At 64.8% G+C, this 18,071-nt stretch carries 16 protein-coding genes; 1 reads left to right on the top strand and 15 read right to left on the bottom strand.

Going from position 1 to position 18,071, the window contains the following annotated elements; all coding sequences use genetic code 11:
- Nucleotides 1-99: 99 nt before the first annotated feature.
- The 10 genes from ACIPZH_RS19295 to ACIPZH_RS19250 are packed head-to-tail and all read right to left on the bottom strand — an operon-like array spanning nucleotide 100 to nucleotide 7,938.
- Nucleotides 100-525 carry an acyl-CoA thioesterase gene (locus tag ACIPZH_RS19295; protein WP_400624595.1) on the bottom strand — a complete coding sequence of 142 codons (426 nt, stop codon included), beginning with the start codon at nucleotides 523-525 and terminating at the stop codon, nucleotides 100-102.
- Nucleotides 518-2,062 carry a histidine ammonia-lyase gene (gene hutH / locus ACIPZH_RS19290; RefSeq protein WP_400637393.1) on the bottom strand — a complete coding sequence of 515 codons (1,545 nt, stop codon included), beginning with the start codon at nucleotides 2,060-2,062 and terminating at the stop codon, nucleotides 518-520. Before hutH ends, ACIPZH_RS19295 begins: the two co-directional genes overlap by 8 nt.
- Nucleotides 2,043-2,981, bottom strand: coding sequence for a glycosyl transferase (locus ACIPZH_RS19285; protein WP_400637392.1), 939 nt, complete (start codon nucleotides 2,979-2,981; stop codon nucleotides 2,043-2,045). The genes hutH and ACIPZH_RS19285 overlap by 20 nt, the downstream gene beginning before the upstream one ends.
- The gene (locus ACIPZH_RS19280) at nucleotides 2,978-3,712 is read right to left on the bottom strand and encodes a glycosyltransferase family 2 protein (RefSeq protein WP_400637390.1); all 735 of its coding nucleotides are present in this window, start codon (nucleotides 3,710-3,712) and stop codon (nucleotides 2,978-2,980) included. The genes ACIPZH_RS19285 and ACIPZH_RS19280 overlap by 4 nt, the downstream gene beginning before the upstream one ends.
- Nucleotides 3,705-5,384 carry an AMP-binding protein gene (locus tag ACIPZH_RS19275; protein ID WP_400637388.1) on the bottom strand — a complete coding sequence of 560 codons (1,680 nt, stop codon included), beginning with the start codon at nucleotides 5,382-5,384 and terminating at the stop codon, nucleotides 3,705-3,707. Before ACIPZH_RS19275 ends, ACIPZH_RS19280 begins: the two co-directional genes overlap by 8 nt.
- Complete coding sequence (locus ACIPZH_RS19270; protein WP_241805145.1) at nucleotides 5,381-5,926, bottom strand: hypothetical protein; 546 nt, start codon at nucleotides 5,924-5,926, stop codon at nucleotides 5,381-5,383. The genes ACIPZH_RS19275 and ACIPZH_RS19270 overlap by 4 nt, the downstream gene beginning before the upstream one ends.
- On the bottom strand, nucleotides 5,923-6,177 hold the full coding sequence (locus ACIPZH_RS19265; RefSeq protein ID WP_267820387.1) for an acyl carrier protein: 255 nt from the start codon (nucleotides 6,175-6,177) through the stop codon (nucleotides 5,923-5,925). Before ACIPZH_RS19265 ends, ACIPZH_RS19270 begins: the two co-directional genes overlap by 4 nt.
- 9 nt (nucleotides 6,178-6,186) lie before the next feature.
- Complete coding sequence (locus ACIPZH_RS19260) at nucleotides 6,187-6,459, bottom strand: phosphopantetheine-binding protein (RefSeq protein WP_241805147.1); 273 nt, start codon at nucleotides 6,457-6,459, stop codon at nucleotides 6,187-6,189.
- Nucleotides 6,428-7,246 carry a 1-acyl-sn-glycerol-3-phosphate acyltransferase gene (locus ACIPZH_RS19255; protein WP_267820390.1) on the bottom strand — a complete coding sequence of 273 codons (819 nt, stop codon included), beginning with the start codon at nucleotides 7,244-7,246 and terminating at the stop codon, nucleotides 6,428-6,430. Before ACIPZH_RS19255 ends, ACIPZH_RS19260 begins: the two co-directional genes overlap by 32 nt.
- On the bottom strand, nucleotides 7,222-7,938 hold the full coding sequence (locus ACIPZH_RS19250; RefSeq protein WP_267820392.1) for a beta-ketoacyl synthase chain length factor: 717 nt from the start codon (nucleotides 7,936-7,938) through the stop codon (nucleotides 7,222-7,224). Before ACIPZH_RS19250 ends, ACIPZH_RS19255 begins: the two co-directional genes overlap by 25 nt.
- Nucleotides 7,939-8,250: 312 nt before the next feature.
- On the opposite strand from ACIPZH_RS19250, the gene ACIPZH_RS19245 reads away from it, so the two are divergent.
- Nucleotides 8,251-9,024, top strand: coding sequence for a ParA family protein (locus ACIPZH_RS19245; RefSeq protein WP_400637386.1), 774 nt, complete (start codon nucleotides 8,251-8,253; stop codon nucleotides 9,022-9,024).
- Here the strand turns inward: ACIPZH_RS19245 and trxC are convergent.
- The 5 genes from trxC to betA all read right to left on the bottom strand — a co-directional run bounded on the left by trxC (nucleotide 9,021) and on the right by betA (nucleotide 18,020).
- Complete coding sequence (trxC, locus tag ACIPZH_RS19240; protein WP_400637384.1) at nucleotides 9,021-9,455, bottom strand: thioredoxin TrxC; 435 nt, start codon at nucleotides 9,453-9,455, stop codon at nucleotides 9,021-9,023. The two genes, ACIPZH_RS19245 and trxC, sit on opposite strands and share 4 nt — an antisense overlap.
- 42 nt (nucleotides 9,456-9,497) lie before the next feature.
- Nucleotides 9,498-10,958, bottom strand: coding sequence for a protein adenylyltransferase SelO (gene selO / locus ACIPZH_RS19235; RefSeq protein WP_400637382.1), 1,461 nt, complete (start codon nucleotides 10,956-10,958; stop codon nucleotides 9,498-9,500).
- 45 nt (nucleotides 10,959-11,003) lie between these two features.
- Nucleotides 11,004-14,312: a mechanosensitive channel MscK gene (mscK, locus tag ACIPZH_RS19230; protein WP_400637381.1), complete on the bottom strand. Its 3,309-nt coding sequence runs from the start codon at nucleotides 14,310-14,312 to the stop codon at nucleotides 11,004-11,006.
- A 35-nt stretch (nucleotides 14,313-14,347) separates the two neighbouring features.
- Nucleotides 14,348-16,090: a potassium/proton antiporter gene (locus tag ACIPZH_RS19225; protein WP_241805155.1), complete on the bottom strand. Its 1,743-nt coding sequence runs from the start codon at nucleotides 16,088-16,090 to the stop codon at nucleotides 14,348-14,350.
- A gap of 238 nt (nucleotides 16,091-16,328) precedes the next feature.
- Nucleotides 16,329-18,020, bottom strand: a complete 1,692-nt coding sequence (gene betA / locus ACIPZH_RS19220) for a choline dehydrogenase (protein ID WP_400624617.1) — start codon at nucleotides 18,018-18,020, stop codon at nucleotides 16,329-16,331.
- Between the last annotated feature and the right edge of the window lie 51 nt (nucleotides 18,021-18,071).

Below are 18,071 nucleotides of genomic sequence, written 5' to 3'. Positions count from 1 at the left end.
TTGCAGCAAGGATCTTGCGGGAGCGGCCTTGTGATCGCGCTGATCTGCCGAAGTTCGAGCCAGGGCGCAGTGCCGAGAATGACCGGTACAGGCTGTGTTTCATGCCAGCACCTGCTGCACGGCGTCGAGCATCACCTGCGGCGAGGCCAACTGCATCTCGCCGCTGTCGATATGCACCGCGACCTGCACGGTGCTGGCCCGGGTCATGCGTTCGCCGGTCATGGCGTCGCTGATCAGGTAGTGGATCTTCAGACGGTTTTCCCACTCCACCAGGCTGGCGCGCACGGTAAGGCGCTGGCCGAAGGTGGCGCCGCGGATGTAGCGCAGTTGTAGGTCGATCACCGGCCACGCGTAGCCGCTGGCCTGCATCTGCAGGTAGTTGTGGGCCAGGCGGTCGAGCAGGGCGCAGCGGGCCACCTCCAGGTACTTCACGTAATGGCCGTGCCAGACGATGTGCATGCTATCGACGTCGAAGAAGGGAACGACGATCTCGCTGTCGACATGGAAGACCCCGGGGTTACGCATGCAACCTCCAGTGGCGCTGGGCGATGCGCTGCAGACAGTGGCGCAGGTCACTTTCCAGGGCGCGGTCTTCGATGACTGGAGCGAAGTCCGCCAGCAGTGCTTCGTGCATGTGCGCCAGGGCTGGCGGCAGTGGCCGTGCGTCGGGCTGGCGGCTGCGCAGCCAGACACCTTGGTTGGCGGCCAGCAGCGAGGCGGCGGCAACCTGCTCGGTCAGCTCCAGCACCCGCAGGGCATCGCGTGCGGCGATGGTGCCCATGCTCACCTTGTCCTGGTTGTGGCACTCGGTGGAGCGCGAGAACACGCTGGCCGGCATGGTCTGCTTCAGGGCCTCGGCAGTCCAGGCGCTGGCGCCGATCTGCACGGCCTTGAAACCGTGGTTGATCATCGCTCGCTCGGCCTCGGCGCCGGAAAGGTTGCTCGGCAGGCCGTGGTTGTAGCGCACGTCCACCAGCAGCGCCAGCTGGCGGTCGAGCAGGTCGGCGACGTTGGCCACCAGGGTTTTCAGGCTGTCCATGGCAAACGCGATATGCCCGCCATAGAAGTGCCCGCCGTGCAGCACACGCTCCGCGTCGCCATCGATGATCGGGTTGTCGTTGGCGCTGTTCAGTTCGGTTTCGATGAAACCGCGCAACCACCCCAGGCTGTCGGCCAGCACGCCGAGCACATGCGGGGCGCAGCGCAGCGAGTAGCGGTCCTGCAGGCGGTGCAGTGGTGGCAGTGGTGCGTCGATGGCCAGGTCCTGGCGCAGCCAGGCGGCGACCTGGGTCTGGCCGGGGTGCGGCTTGGCGGCGAACAGGCGTTCGTCGAAGTGCTCCGGGTTGCCCTGCAGGCCGATCACATTGAGCGCGGTGATGCGCGTGGCCAACTGCAGCACGTAATCGGCGCGGGCATAGGCCAGGCAGGCCAGGCCGGTCATGACCGCGGTGCCGTTCATCAGCGCCAAGGCTTCCTTGGGGCGCAGTACCAGCGGTTGCCAGCCCAGCTCGCGGTGCACATCGGCACTGCTGCGGCGCTGGCCCTGGTACATTACCTCACGCTCGCCGGACAGGGTCGCTGCCACGTACGACAAGGGTGTCAGGTCCCCGCTGGCGCCCACCGAGCCTTCCTCGGGGATCAGCGGCAGGATGTCGTGGGCGAGAAAGTCGCGCAGGCGCTCGAGCAGTTCCAGGCGAACACCGGAAACGCCGTGGCTCAGCGAACGCAGGCGGGCGGCCAGCACCGCGCGGGTGGCGGGGGCGTCGAGCAGCTTGCCCAGCCCGCAGCCATGGAACGTGTACAGATGCTGTGGCAGGGCCTCCACGTGTTCCAGCGGCACGGCCACCACGCAGGAGTCGCCGTAGCCGGTGGTGACGCCGTAGATCACCCCTTCCTTGTCGAGCAGGGTGTCGAGAAAGCGCGCACCGCGGGCGATGCGTTCACGGTAGGCGGCGTCGTTCTGCAGCGCTACCTGCGCGCGGCGCTCGGCCAGGGCCAGGACATCTTCGATTGCCAGCGGCGATTCGCCGAAGGTGACAGGCTCATGCGGATGCATCGTCATCGGTCTTCCAGAAAGGGTAGAAATTGAACCACTGCAACGGCGCCTGGACGCAGTAGTGCCCCAGGCGTGCGGCATAGCGCGTGGCCCACTCGGCGATCACTTGGTCACGCTGGCCGCGCCGCCATTGCAGGCGTTCAGCGAAGGGTTCGAGGGTGATGTGGTAGCGGCCCTGGTGCTTGAGGCAGAACAGCAGGTTGAGCGGGCATTCGAGCATGCCGGCGAGTAGCCAGGGGCCTTGCGGGAAGGCCGCCGGGTGGCCGAGGAAATCCACCTCGACGGTGCGTGCGCCGTGCAAGGGCACGCGGTCGCCGGCGATCGCCAGCCACTCGCCGCGCTCCAGTCGCTCGGACAGCTGCAGCATCACCGCTGGGTCCAGTTCGCTGACCTGAATCAGCCGCAGGTTGCTGGCACCGGCCTCGCCGAGCAGGCGGTTGAAGCGCTCGGCATGGCGGGTGTGCACCAGCACGTTCATGGTCACCTGTTCGCCAATCTCGGCCAGGGCCCGGCACACTTCGAGGTTGCCCAAATGCGCACCGACCAGCATCTGCCCGCGTGCACCGCGCAGTTGCTGGCGCAGGTTGGCGGGGTCGTGGATCTCGATGTCCTCGATGCGCAGCTTGCCGTTCCACACATCGAGCTTGTCCAGCAGCGCCTCGGCAAACGCCATGAACTGGCGAAACACCTGCCAATGGTTGGGCGCAGCGGTTTGCCCGGCGTTCCATTGGTGCAGCCGCTGCTGGTACTGGCGGGCGCTGCGCCGGGCGCGGCGGCCAAACAGGAAGAAGTAGGCGACGATGAGGTGGATCAGCGGGCTGAGTACGCGGCGCCCGAGCAGGCGCACCAGGGTCGCGGTCAGCTTCATCAACCAGAAGCTGCCCCGTTCCTGGTGCTCGGCCCAGTGTTGTGGCTGTTCGCTCATGCGCGCCACCTGCGCCAGAGTATCAGGGGGGCGCGCAGCAACATGCCGAAGAACAGCTTGGCGTGCATCTTCGAGATCAGCGCATTGTCGTGGAACAGGCGAAAGTGCGAGAGACCGTCCTGTGGGTAGTGCACGCGGGTCGGCAGCCACTTCATGGGCTGGTTGCGCCAGGCCAGGCGCACGAGAATCTCCGGGTCGAAATCCATGCGTTTGCCCAACTTGACGCTGTCGATCATCGCCAGGGTCGCCGGCAGTGGGTAGACCCGAAAGCCGCACATGGAGTCAGGTATCTGCAGCGACAGGCTGTTGATCCACACCCACACGTGGGTCAGGTAGCGGGCGTACAGCCGGCCCTTGGGCACGCTGGCATCGTACTGTGGATAACCGCACACCAGCGCCTGTGGATAAGCTTGCGACTGCTCGACGAAGCGGCCGACATCGGCGAGATCGTGCTGGCCGTCGGCGTCCACTTGCAGGGCATGGCTGAAACCGAGCCGTGCGGCTTCGCGCAGGCCGGCCATGACTGCGCCGCCCTTGCCCTGGTTGACCGCCAGGGTCACCAGGTACACGTCAGGCTGGCCGGCGAGGCGCCCCAGCACCTGGGCGCAGGGCGCGTAGCTGGCGTCATCTACCAGCACGCAGGGAAGGCCTGCGCGCAGCAGGTCGGCGACCACGGCCGGCACTGCCTGCTCGTGGTTGTACACCGGGATCACCGCACAGGGCTTATGCACAGACGGCCTCCAGCAGAATACGGCCACTGGAGCAGGGCAACCCAGCGCAGGTGAAGGTGAAGTACAGCTTGCCGCGCGCGCTGTCCCAGCGCAGGGTCAGCGCCAGTTCATCGCCTGGGCGCACCAGTTGCTGGAACTTGAGCACTTCCATGCCGCTGAAGCGCCGCTCGCAATCGAGCAGTTCGCCGCCAAGGTCGATGGCCCAGTCGATCTGGACCACGCCCGGCAGTACCGGGGTCTGCGGGAAGTGCCCGGGGAAACACGCCAGGTCCAGCGGCACGGCCAGGCGCAGGTGCAGTTCGTCGCCCTCGCGGCGCTGTTCCAGCACCTCGGGCGCCAGGCTGCGCTGGGCCAGCAGCAGGGCCTGCAAGTTGGCCTGGGGCAGCTTGCCCTGGCTGTTCAGCGGCAGGCGGCGCAGCAACCGCCACCGGCGTGGCAGGGCCAGCGCTTCGCAGTGGCTGGCCAGGTGCGTGCGCAGGCCGTCGACCAGCGCCCGACGGCCAAGGTTGCGCAATGTGTGCAGGCCGGCCGGGCTTGGCACCAGCAGCGCGCCAAGGAAGGCGCGGCCTTCCTCGATCATGCCCAGGCGCGCTTCGGCGACCCACGGGTGGCTGCACAGGGCCTGTTCGAGCATCGGCAGGGAGATACGCTTTTCTTCCAGCTTGACGATACGGTCCAGGCGCCCGAGCAGGCGGAAGCGCCCGCCTTCGACGAACTCGACGGCATCGGCGCTCTGCTCGACATGGCCGGCCGGCAAGTAGCTGGAGGCGATGCGCAAGGCACCTTGCTCATCCTGGCTCAGTTGCACATCGGCGAACGGGCTCCACAGTTCTTCGCCCTGGCGCCAGGCGATGCCGCCGGTTTCCGAGCTGCCGAGGATTTCCGCCGGCCACTGGCCCAGGCGCTGGTGCAGGCGCTCGCCAGCCTCCGCCGGCAGTTCGCCGCCGGACGAGAACACTAGGCGCACCGGGCACAGGGCCGGCCAGTCGAGGTTATCGCCCATGCGCTTGAGGAGCGCCGGGCTGGCCACCCAGGCAAATGCCGGGTGTTCGCGGCTGGCACGTTGCAGGTCTTCGGGGAAGGGTAGCGGGCGGCGCTCGAAGCCACGCCCGGCGCACAGGGGCCAGAGCACGCGGAACAGCAGCCCATAGATGTGCTGGGTGGCGACGCTGCCGATGATCCATGCATCGCCCAAGGTGCTGCCCCAGAGTCGTTCCAGGGCGGTCACTTCGTTGGCCAGCTGGCGCAGCTGCTTGTCGATGCGCTTGGGCTCGCCGCTGGAGCCGGAGGTGCAGAGGCTGATCCGGCACTGCGCCAGATCCAGGTCGGCAGGTTCCAGGGCGTTGCCCAGCAAGGCCTCCAGCGTGGCATCGCCTGGCTGATCGCTGAGCCACAGGTCGACCTGGGCATTCCAGCGCTCGCGGGTTGCCGGTTGCAGGTCGGCGGGCAGCAGCACCTCGACCCCGGCACGCCAGGCGCCCAGCAGCGCGGCCGCCAGTTGCGCGGCGTCTTCCAGATGCACTGCCAGGCGTTTGACCCCACGCTGGCGCAGGCCACCGGCCAACTGCAGGGCCTGCCGGCACAGTGCGGCGTGGTCCAGGGCCGGCGCCTGGGTCACCTGGCGCGGCGCTTCCAGCGGGCGCAGCAGGTGTTCGAGGTTGATCCAGTTCATGAGCGTCCTCGCACACGTTGTCTTATCAGCCATTCGATGGCGAACAGCAGGCCCATCGCGGCATAGGCGATCACGCCGTTGTACAGGGTCCACCAGCGCAGTGGCGCCCACAGCGTGAGGCTGGCGGCGATCAGGCCGTTGCACAGAAAGAACAGGCTCCACGCCTCGGTCACCCGGCGCGTGTAGCGCACGGCCCGGGGTGGCAGTTCAGGGTCACGCAGGCGCGCCAGGCGCTCGGCCATGGGCATGCCGTGCAGCAGGGTGCTGCCGAACAGGGCGAGCATGAAGGCGCTGATCAGCACCGGGTACCAGCGCAGTAGTTGCTGGCTGTCGGACAGCCCCAGCACGCCACAGAATGCCAGCGCCGCCAGCGCCATCCACAGGCTGCCCGGGCGGCGCGGCGCGCTCAGGGCGCGGGCCAGCCAGAGGGCGCCAAGCAGCAGGCCGAATTGCCAGGGGGCGAAATGGGCCATGCCGAAATGCACGGCAAACGGATACAGCAGGCCGGCCAACAGCAGACCGAGGCCGATCAGGCGTTTCATGCCGCCGGGTTTACCAGGCGGAACACGGCCTCGACCACGTCATTGACGGTACGTACCGACTTGAAATCGTCAGCGGCGATCTTCTTGCCGGTCTGGCGCTTGATGTGGTCGATCAGGTCGACGGCATCGATGCTGTCGATTTCCAGGTCCTGATACAGGTTGGATTGCAGAGAGATGCTGGCCGGTTCCAGTTCGAACAGTTCGACCAGAGCGTCGCGCAGGATGTTGAAGATGTCTTCGCGGGTTTGCATGGTACGTTCTCAGGCGGCCTGACGGGCGGTGACGAATGCCGCCAGCGTGGCGACGTTGCTGAAGTGGTTGCGGGTGTCCTTGGCATCGGCGTCGATCTTGAAGCCGTAGCGCTTCTGGATCGCCAGGCCGAGTTCCAGTGCGTCTACCGAGTCCAGGCCCAGGCCTTCGCCGAACAGGGGTTGTTCATCGTCGATGTCCTGAACGCTGATGTCTTCCAGGCCCAGGGCGTCGATGATCAGCTGTTTGAGGTCACGGTTCAGGTCTTGCTGTGGCACGCTCATTGGCGGCGAGCTCCTTGATGAAGTAGTGATGCAGATGGTCGTTGAGCAGCCGCGATGCCTTGGGGGCGGGGCCCAGGGCGGCGAAGGCCTGAGGATCGATATCGGCGCCGACCTTGAGGGTAAAGTGCACGCGGCGGCTGGGAATGCGGTACCAGGGTTCATTCTTGGTCAGCGTGGTGGGGCTGACCTGGATGGTCACCGGGGTGATGATCTTCGCACCGCGCAGGGCGATTGCGGCGGCGCCACGATGAAAGGCCGGCGCCTGGCCGGGCGAGGTGCGCGTGCCTTCGGGGAAGATCACCAGTGGCTGGCCCTGGCGCAGCGACTCCACGGCGGTGTCGAGCATGTCCAGGCTGCCGTCGTTGCCGATGTACTGGGCTTCGCTGACCGGACCGCGGGTGAATGGGTTGTCGAACAGGCTCTGCTTGACCACGCAGTTGGCCTGGCGCACCAGGCCAATGAGGAACACCACGTCGATCAGCGACGGGTGGTTGGCGATGATCATCTGCCCCGGACGGCCGAGGCGCTCGGCGCCGTCGATCTGGTAAGTCAGCACGCCGGTGGCGTGCATGAACCGCACGAAACGCCAGAACAGCCAACTGATGGTGCGCCGTGCGCGCCGGCGATGGCGTTCGGCACCGCCCGGCAGGCAGGCCAGCAGCGGAAAGACCAGCAGGCGCAGGCACAAACCGCCCAGGCCGAACAGAAAGAAGCTCGCGGCGGTGGCCAGCAGACGCCAATAGTAAGCGTCGCGTGGCCGGCTCACGGCTGTCGTTGCCAGTTCCATGTACGACGATTCCAGGTGTGGGTGAAGGAAGTGCAGCCAGTCAGCATGGCTTTGAGCCAGCTGAGGCCGTGAGGCAATTCCACGGGAGGTGTTGCCAACGCCTGCCCGGGCGCGAGTTGCCATTGCTGGCCAGGGGTCAGCAGCAGGCCCAGGGCGTAGGCGAAGGGCACGTCGTCGATCCAAGGGCTGTAGGCCTCGGGGGGCAGTTCCTCGGTGACGATCAACAGCACGGCGGGTGCACCCTCGGCCAGCAGTGCCGCCGCCTCCAGCACGCCTTGCTCGAACCCGTCGCCCGCGGCCGCCAGGGCGGTCATTTCGCTGGTCGAGCCGCGCAGGATCGACCACAGGCCGATGACCGCGTTGTGCACCGACAGGCTGAACTGAGTGGGCGACAGCGGCTGGCGTGCGGCCAGCTCGCTGAGAATCGAAAAGGTGCGGGGCGTTTCACCGTGGCGCGATACGAACACCAGTGGCAACTGCTCGTGGCCCTCGGCCAATGGCCAACCCACGGCAAAGGCCATGCGCGCCAGGTGGCTGAGGCGACGGCGTTGCATGGCGGGCAGGAAGCTCACGTCAGGCGCCTGCGCATCGCTGCGTGGCGGCTGATGGCCATTTGCCCATAATTGCCAGTCGGCGTGTGTCGAGAGGCCAGGGGCCCACGCGCGCCATTGGCTGATGTCGAAGGTGATCACGGTGCTTTGTTTCCCGCCCTGAGGGACTTCCATGCCGAGGGAATGACTCGGCGTAACGACCTGCCAGGGTTGGCGCATTCATCGAGTGGCGCGCATTATCCCGGTGCCGGGGTCATGTATCAATGCATAGTGGTTCAATCAGACATTGCCTTCGTCTGGACATGACATACGCTGATCGCCATGTACGCGGTTTCCGACAACCGGTCAGGGCAAGGTTGTCGGTCGGGAGGTGCACAACTTGAATGAAGAATGCTGGTCAATGCCGAGCGGGCGCCACATACTCGGGCATTCGTTGATACACGGAGGTCTCTCATGCGGCGCGTGGTGTTCAATCAGAAAGGTGGCGTGGGCAAGTCGAGCATCGCTTGCAACCTGGCTGCGGTCAGCGCCAGCGACGGCTATCGGACCCTGCTGATCGACCTGGATGCCCAGGCCAACTCGACTCAGTACCTGACCGGCCTCACCGGCGAAGACATCCCCATGGGTATCGCCGACTTCTTCAAGCAAAGCCTCTCCAGCGGGCCGTTCAGCAAGAAGAACAAGGTCGATATCTACGAAACCCCGTTCGATAACCTGCATGTGGTCACCGCCACCGCGGAGCTGGCCGATTTGCAGCCCAAGCTCGAGGCCAAGCACAAGATCAACAAGCTGCGTAAGTTGCTCGACCAGCTCGACGAGGATTACGAGCGGATCTACATCGATACCCCGCCTGCACTCAACTTCTATGCGGTATCTGCGCTGATTGCGGCAGATCGCGTGCTGATCCCCTTCGACTGCGACAGTTTTTCACGCCAGGCGCTGTACGGGCTGCTGGCTGAGATCGAAGAGTTGAAGGATGACCATAACGAAGAGCTGGTGGTCGAAGGCATTGTCGTCAACCAGTTCCAGTCCCGCGCCAGCCTGCCCCAGCAAATGCTCGACGAACTGCTGGCCGAAGGGCTGCCGGTATTGCCGGTCTACCTGAGCAGTTCGGTGAAGATGCGCGAGTCGCACCACGCCAGCTTACCGCTGATTCACCTGGAGCCACGGCACAAGCTGACCCAACAGTTTGTCGAGCTGCACTCACTGCTCGAAGAAAACGCTTAAATCCCTTGGCTGCGTAGCCACTCCAGCAGCGACTGCAGTGGAAACGCGCCCGCCTGGCGGCTGACTTCGCGGCCGTTCTTGAACAGGATCAGGCTGGGAATCGAACGGATACCCAACTGGCCGGCAAGGGTACGGTTGGCTTCGCTGTCGAGCTTGGCCAGGCGGCAGCGCCCCTCGAGTTGCCGCGCGGCCTGTTCGAAGGTGGGGGCGAAGGACTTGCAGGGGCCGCACCAGTCGGCCCAGACGTCGATCAGCAGCGGCAGGTCGCCTTTGATCTGGTTGGCGTAGTTGCGTTCGTTGAGTTCGAACGACTGGCCCAACAGCACCTGCTGTTTGCAGCGGCCGCATTTAGGCGCATCGCCCAGGCGGGTGGCAGGCAGGCGGTTGAGGCCGTCGCAGTAGGGGCAGGGGACTAGCAACGAGTCGGACATGTGGTTTCCTTGTGGTGTTTGGTCAAGCCCTGTCGCCGGCCATCAGGAGGAGCAGCTGATTTCCAGGTGTTTGCCCCACGCTGGCGGGCGTTCGGCGTAGGCCTGCATTCCGGCTTGTTCCTCGAACGGCGTGCTCAGCACCTGATGCAGCCGCCGCACTTCACTGTAGTCACCGGCCTCGGCGGCTTCGATGGCTTTTTGCGCCAGGTAGTTGCGCAGTACGTACAGCGGGTTCACCGCGTGCATGCGCTCGCGGCGCCCATCGCCATTACCGGCTTCACGCTCACAACGGGCCAGATAGGCTGCGCCCCAGGCATCGAAGCCTGCCAGGTCGATGAAGTCGTCGCGTACGTCCTTGAGTGCCTCGGCCACCGGCTGCTCGCCCAGCCTGCGGAAGAACAGGTTGTAGTCCACACCCCCGCTCTGCATGCGCTGCAGCAGGCGCTCGACCAGCGCCATGTCCTCGTCCTCAGCCGTGGTCAGGCCCAGGCGCCGGCGCATCAGGTCCAGGTAGTGCGCCTGGTACAGCGGCAGGAACAACGCCAGCGCTTGCTTGAGGGGCTCGACCTCAATCACCGTGGTCAGGGCCTGGGCCAGTGCGCTGAGGTTCCAGTGGGCGATCGGCACCTGGTTGGCATAGCTGTAGCGGCCGCGGTCATCGGAATGGTTGCAGATGAAGTTGGCGTCGAAGTCGTCGAGGAAGGCGAAGGGGCCGAAATCGAAGGTGATGCCCAGGATCGACATGTTGTCGGTGTTCATCACCCCATGGCAGAAGCCATAGGCCTGCCAGCGCGCAATCAGCTCGGCGTTGCGCTCGACGATGGTGCGGAACATGGCCAGGTACGGCTGCTCGGCCTCGCGGCATTCGGGGTAATGCTGCGCTAGCACGTGGTCGATCAACACCCGCTGTTGCTCAGGCTGCTTGGTGTAGTAGAAGTACTCGAAATGGCCAAAGCGCACGTGGCTCTGTGCCAGCCGTGTGAGCATGGCGGCGCTCTCGCGGGTTTCACGCCATACCGGGGTACTGGAACCGATCACGCACAGTGCCCGGCTGCTGGGGATGCCCAGGGCGTGCAGGGCTTCGGAGGCGAGAAACTCGCGAATCGATGACCGCAGCACCGCCCGGCCATCGCCCATGCGCGAGTAAGGGGTCTGGCCGGCACCCTTGAGGTGCAGGTCCCAGTGCTCGCCCGCCTCGTTGAGCACTTCGGCCAGCAGCAGCCCGCGGCCATCACCCAGGCGCGGGTTGTACGAGCCGAACTGATGGCCTGAATAGACCATCGCCCGTGGGTCGGCTTCTTGCCAGAGTTTGTGGCCGCTGAACAGCTCGGCGAACACTGGCAGGTCGGCCTGGGCCGGGTCGAGGTCGAGCAAGCCCATGGCCGACTCGCTTGCCACGACCAGGCGCGGCTCTGCGATGGGCTCGGGCAGGACCTGGGTGGAAAACGCGTCGCCCAGGCGGGCGAAGCGGTTGTCGAAGGTGAGTTGGTCGAGGGCTTTCACGGGCTGCTCCTAGGGTTCAGCACAGAATAAAGCATTCGAGCCGTATCAGGCCGGCGCAGTGCCATCGGGTTTTGGTTGTTCCACGGGAATCAGCTGCTGCTTGCCGCCTTTGGTGTCCATCAGGAACACCTCGACCTGGCGTACCGAGATCTTGATGTTGTGCGCCTTGAACTCACGGTTGATGTAGCGGTTGATCTCGTCCAGCGTCGGGTTGCGGTCGCCCAGGTCGCGTACGTGCATGCGCAGTTCGTGGTCCAGCGAGCTCTCGCCGAAGTTGAGGAAATACACCAGCGGTTCCGGGTCTTTGAGCACCCGTGGATTTTCATGGGCGCCCTTGAGCAGCAGGTCGCGCACCAGGTCCAGGTCGGAGCCGTAGTCGATGCCCAGTTTCAGCGTGACGCGGGTGACCGTGTCGGTCAGCGACCAGTTGATCAGTTGGCCGGTGATGAAGGTCTTGTTGGGGACGATGATGTCCTTGCGGTCGAAGTCGGTAATGGTGGTGGCGCGGATGCGGATCTTGCTCACGGTACCGGACAGGTTGCCGATGGTGATGGTGTCGCCGATGCGCACCGGGCGTTCGAACAGGATCATGATGCCGGAGATGAAGTTGGCGAAGATCTCCTGCATGCCGAAACCCAGCCCGACCGACAGCGCTGCCACCAGCCACTGCAGCTTGTCCCAGCTTACGCCGAGGGTCGACAGGGTACTGACGATGCCTATACCGACGATGGTGTACGACAGCAGCGTGGTGGTGGCGTAGGCGCTGCCTTGGGCCAGGTTCAGCCGCGACAGCACCAGCACCTCCAGCAAGCCCGGCAAGTTGCCGGCCAGGGCGAAGGTGATGCCGACGATCACCAGCGCACCGAGCAGGTCGCCGAGGCTGATCGGCACCATGCTGGCGGCCGTGCCGGTGCCGCTGGTGTATTCGTACAGGGTGAAGTTGTTGAGGTAGGCGAACACCGTGATCAAATCCGCCCACACCCAGTACAGGCCGGCAATGAAGCCACCGAGCAAGGCCAGGCGGATCAGGCGCAACGACTGCTGGTTGACCTGCTCGATGTCCAGCGTCGGCTCTTCGGTGATGACTTCGCCGTCCAGGCCTTCCTTGGCGGCCGCGCGCTTGCTCAGCGCACGCTGGTAGGCCAGGCGCCGTGCGGCAACCGATAGGCCACGTACGAATGCGGCCTCGATCACCAACCAGAACATCAGCAGGTAAAGGGTGTAGATCAGCCGGTCGGTGAGCTTCAGTGCGGTGTAGTAATAGCCAAAGCAGACCGCAACGAACAAGGCGATTGGCAGCGCCGTGAAGGCCAGCCCGACGGCCCGGCGGAACAGCGAAGCGTCGCGGTGCGCGGGGCTGCTCAGCAGCAGGCGGCTGAGCAGCCAGGCCATGAGTGCGTAACAGGTCAGCACGACGCCGATGCCCAGCACATCGTCGGCCAGTGCCGACGGCTGGTGCTCGGCCACTGCCACCACGCCGACCAGCGCCAGCACGACGGTACCCAGCCGGCGCACCCAGCCGCGCAGGAACTCGACTTGCGGTTTGTGCCAGCGGAAGTGGATTTCCGCCACCCCTCCTGGGGCGAGTATGCGGTAGGCGGTGTAGAACACGAGCCAGGCCTGGGCCAGTTGCCAGAGCGCGGAGCCAAGGTTGGCGTTTTGCCCACGGGCGTCGATCTGCAGGGCATAGCTGCACAGGGCAAGGCCCAGGCTCACCGGCATCGCCAGGAGGATGTTGATCAGGATCGCCTGGGGCGTGTGCCACTGGCTGTCACGGCGGAAATGGCCGATATCCTGGTGCACCTTGCTCAGCCGTTGGTAGAGGTATTTGCGGCGCCACAGCAGGGCACCGATCACCAGCAGCAATGGCAGGAAAAGCAATGGGCGCTGGCTCAGCCCGTCGCCCAGCTCCTTCAGGCCAGAGCCCCAGGGCAGGTCCGAGACCTGTTTGGCAAAGCGCTCCGGCACCGTCTTCAACCAGTCCCAATCCAGCGGCTTGTTGCTCGGGATCCAGAACATCTGCTCGTCGAGCGTGGTGCGCAGGCCTTGCGCGGTGCTGAGCAACTGCTTCTGGTTGAGCTGCAGGGTGATCGATTCGTTGAGCAGTGCCGACAGCTCGCGGTTAAGGCGTTCAAGCAGGTCGCTGCGGGTGATCGCAACCTCCAGCAGGGCCTTGCGCAAGGCTGGGGTGACGTCTTGCTGCGGCTGGTTGGCCAGCAGTTTGTCGACATAGGTCACCGGGCTGCTCATCTGCTCGCGCTGCTGGTTGATCTCGAACTGGTACAGACGGATGTCAGCGATCTGGTCCGCCAGGTCACGGTCAAGCTTCAGGTGCGGCAGGGCCTGCTTCTGCTTGTAAAGGATCTTCGACAGCAGCAGGCTGCCCTTGAGCACGCTGATCTGCTCGTCCAGGGCTTGATCGGCCTGGGTCAGGCTGTCGAGCTGCTGTTTGGTGCGCAGGTTCTGCTGGGTCAATTCGTTGAGGCGGTCGGTGCTTTTGAGCAGGTAGTCGGAAAGCTTGAGGTTGGCTGCGCTTTCGCTGGCCAGCAGGCTGCTGCCGCCAGCCTTCTGCGCTTCGATCGACTGTTGGGTTACGGTTTGCTGGGACTGGGCCAGGCGCTTCTCGTTGATCAGCGTCTGCAGGTCCTGGATTTCCTGTTCCAGACGTGCGGTGCGTTCGATCAGCAGGTCGTGGCGGGCGTTGCCCAGGTCTTGCAGCAGGCCGTTGCCGGCCAGTTCCTGGCGGCGCAGCAGGGTCAGGGCATTGAGCGAGGCCAGTTCGGCACTGAGTTGGTTGCGCTGGTCGGCATTGATCGATTTGCCGCCATCCTTGCCGCTCTTGAGGATGGTGTTGATTTGCTGGCTGCGTGTCTGGTTGTTGCTGATCTCGGCCTGGGCGCGCTCGGGGCGGGTCTGGGAATTGATGATCAGGCTGTTGGCATCGGACAGCGCTTTTTGCAGCTCACCCTGCAGCGTGTTGCGTTCGCTGAGCATCTGCTCGAGCTGCGGCACGCTCAGGCTAGCGTAGCGTTGAGCCACCGGTTGTGGCTTGCTGGCTTTGAGCTTGGCCAGTTCTTTCTGGCTGTCGCTGGTCTCTTTGGGCGCGCCAGCCAGCTGTTGCTTGAGCTCGGCAAGCTTCTTCTCGCTATCTTCCTTGTTGGCAAGCAGGCTCAGGGTTTGTTCGAGCACCTGCTGCAAGGCCTTCTGATCGGCCTCCGGCAGCTTGCGTTCAGCGATCTTGTCGAGGCTGTTCTGAATGCTGGCAGCGCTCGGAGCTTCGGCCGCAGCAGCGGCGAACGGCAGGGACAGGCACAGCCCGAGCAGGGCTGTGCGAAGGTACACGCGCAGGGACATAGGCAGACTACTTATGGATCATGCAGAAACGAAGTTTAGAGGAACAATCCTGGTCCGGGTCGCGTTCCTTCGGGGAATCTGACGCCCACTTTCTGGATCTTGTTCCCGTCCATGGTCGCCACGGTCCAGATCGTGCCGTGCCATTCCACCTGATCGCCCACTACTGGAGCGCCCCCGACCTTCTGTCGGATGAACTGCGCCAGTGGCATTTTCGCGTCCAGGCCGTCGAGTTTCAGGCCGTAAAGGGCTGCCACCGCGCCCAGTTCGGCATCGCCTTCGAGCACGAAATCGCCGAAAAAGCGCAGGTCCAGGCCGCGTTGCGGGGCCTGGCTGAACAGCTTGCCCAATGCTGGCAGGTTGTGTTCGTGGCCGATCACGCACAGCATGTCGCCGACTTCGAGTACGGTACTGCCGGAGGGGTGCAATAACTGTTCGCCACGGAACAGTGCGGCAATACGGGTGCCCTCGGGCATCTTCAATTCGCGCAGGGCGGCACCAATGCACCACTTTTCCGCGCCCAGGCGATAGACGAACAACTCCCACTCGCTGGTAACGTGCACTTCGAGGGCGGACCGCGAGATCGGTGCCGGGTCCGGTGGTACCGTGACTTTCAACAGCTTGGCCATCCACGGCAGGCTGGTGCCCTGCACCAGCAGCGATACCAGCACGATGAAGAATGCCAGGTTGAAGAACAGTTGCGCGTCAGGTAGCCCCGCCATCAGCGGGAACACCGCAAGGATGATGGGTACCGCGCCACGCAGGCCGACCCAGGAAATGAAGGCTTTCTCGCGGCCATGGAAGGCCTTGAACGGCAGCAGTGCGGCCACCACCGACAGCGGCCGCGCGATCAGGATCATCCACAGCGCCAGGCCCAGTGCGGGCAGGGCGATCGGCAGCAGGTCATGGGGTGTGACCAGCAGCCCCAGCACCAGGAACATGCCGATCTGGGCGAGCCAGGCCATGCCGTCGAGCATGTGCAGGATGCCGTGGCGGCTGCGGATGGGTTTGTTGCCCAGCACCAGGCCGCACAGGTAAACGGCAAGGAAGCCGCTGCCGTGCAGGGCGTTGGTCAGCGAGAACACCGCCAAACCGCCAGCGATGACCAGAATCGGGTAGAGGCCGCCGGCCAGGTTGATCCGGTTGACCAGTTGCAGCATCAGCCAGCCACCGCCCAGGCCCAACAGCCCACCGATGCCGAATTCGCGCAGCAAGTGCCCCAGCAGGCTCCAGTGCAGGCCGGTCTGGCTGCTGGCGATCATCTCGATCAGGGTGACGGTGAGGAACACGGCCATGGGATCGTTGCTGCCCGATTCGATTTCCAGCGTCGCCGTGACCCGTTCGTTCAGGCCTTTGCCGCCAAGCAGTGAGAACACCGCCGCGGCGTCGGTGGAGCCGACGATGGCACCGATCAGCAGGCCCTGGATGAGGCTCAGGTCAAACAGCCAGGCCGCGACCAGGCCGGTGAGGGCGGTGGTGATCATCACGCCGATGGTGGCCAGCGACAATGCCGGCCACAGGGCCACGCGGAAGCTCGCCACCCGCGTGCGCAAGCCGCCGTCGAGCAGGATCACCGCCAGCGCCAGGTTGCCCACCAGATAGGCGGTCGGGTAGTTGTTGAAGATGATGCCGCCACCGTCCACGCCGGCGAGCATGCCCACCGCGAGGATGATGACCAGGATTGGAATGCCAAGGCGCGACGACAGCGAGCTGACCAGGATACTTGCGCCCACCAGCAATGCGCCGATCAAGAACAGGCTGTTGATGGTGCTTGCATCCAAAGGCAGGTACTCCGGGATAACGCGGGGAAGAGGACTCGATAGCTTTGAAGAACTAGCAGGTCGCGTGCCAATCGATTCTAACCTGATGAATTGGCAGCATGTAAAGCGTTTCTGCAGATGTAGAAAAGGCACCGCGAAGGGTGCCTTTTCCTGCGTTGCGCCTGCGCGCCTCAGCGCCGGCAAGCCGGCTCCCGCAGGGGGCGTCGGTATTGCCGCTGATGGCGCAAGTGGCTGCAGGTCAGGCCTGCTTCACTTCACGCATCGGCTTGCCCTTGACCGGCGCACCGTTGGCCACGTAGTACTTGGCAGTGCTGCGCGGCAGCGGCTTGCGGTTGCGGATCTTGTCCGAGATTTTCTCGGCGATCATGATGGTGGTGGCGTTGAGGTTGCCGGTGATGATGATCGGCATGATCGACGCATCCACCACACGCAGGCCCTGCATACCGTGCACGCGGCCTTCGCCATCGACCACCGCCATCTCGTCGGTCCCCATCTTGCACGAGCAGGACGGGTGGAAGGCGGTTTCGGCGTGCTCGCGGATGAACTTGTCCAGTTCTTCGTCCGTCTGCACGTGCGCGCCAGGGCTGATTTCACGGCCACGGTAGGGGTCCAGCGCTGGCTGGGCCATGATTTCGCGCGTCAGCCGGATACCGTCACGGAACTCCTGCCAGTCCTGCTCGGTGGCCATGTAGTTGAACAGGATGCTCGGGTGCTGGCGCGGGTCCTTGGACTTGACCTGGACGCGGCCACGGCTAGGCGAACGCATCGAGCCCATGTGCGCCTGGAAACCGTGTTCCTTCACGCCATTGGAGCCGTTGTAGTTAATCGCGACCGGCAGGAAGTGGTACTGAATGTTCGGCCATTCGAATTCAGGGCGAGTACGGATAAAGCCGCCTGCCTCGAACTGGTTGCTGGCGCCGATACCGGTGCCCTTGAACAGCCACTCGGCACCGATGGCAGGCTGGTTCCACCACAGCAACGACGGGTACAGCGACACCGGCTGGGTGCAGGCGTACTGCAGGTACAACTCAAGGTGATCCTGCAGGTTTTCGCCGACGCCCGGCAGGTCGTGCACGACCGGGATGTCGAGGCTTTCCAGCAGGGCCCGCGGGCCGACGCCGGAGCGCTGCAGCAGCTGCGGCGAGGCGATGGCGCCGGAGCTGACGATGACTTCCTTGCGCGCACGGGCTTCGACGCGCTCTTCGCTGTCGCCGACCAGGTAGGTCACGCCAACGGCGCGCTTGCCTTCGAACAGCACGCGATCGCTCAGGGCGTGGGTGACGATGGTCAGGTTCGGGCGCTTCTTGGCCTGGTCCAGGTAGCCGCGGGCGGTGCTGGAGCGGCGGCCGTTCTTGGTCACCGAACGGTCCATCGGGCCGAAGCCTTCCTGCTGGTAGCCGTTCAGGTCTTCCGTGCGTGGGTAACCGGCCTGTACGCCGGCCTCGACCATCGCGTTGAACAGCGGGTTGTTGCCTGCTTTGGGGGTGGCAACGCTGAGCGGGCCTTCGCCGCCGTGGTAGTCGTTGGGGCCGATGTCACGGGTTTCTGCCTTGCGGAAGTACGGCAGGCAGTCCAGGTAAGCCCAGTCTTCCAGGCCTGGCAGCTTCGCCCAGCCGTCGAAGTCCATGGCGTTACCGCGGATGTAGCACATGCCGTTGATCAGCGAGGAACCACCCAGGCCCTTGCCGCGGCCACATTCCATGCGGCGGCCGTCCATGTGCGGCTCCGGGTCGGTCTCGTAGGCCCAGTTGTAGCGGCGGCCCTGCAGCGGGAATGCCAGGGCAGCCGGCATCTGGGTGCGGAAATCCAGGCGGTAGTCGGGGCCACCGGCTTCCAGCAGCAGGACAGTGACGCTGGCGTCTTCGGTCAGGCGAGTGGCCAGGGTGTTACCGGCCGAGCCGGCACCAACGATGATGTAATCGTATTCCATGGGGCTTCCTCCGGAAGCAGCTGCGAGCTTCAAACGGCAAGCTGTAAGTAA

Source organism: Pseudomonas sp. NPDC089758 (genome assembly GCF_044748705.1).
GTDB lineage: Bacteria > Pseudomonadota > Gammaproteobacteria > Pseudomonadales > Pseudomonadaceae > Aquipseudomonas > Aquipseudomonas putida_X.
The sequence above is the reverse complement of the archived record's forward strand: the minus strand, read 5'-3'. Positions and strand labels throughout refer to the sequence as shown.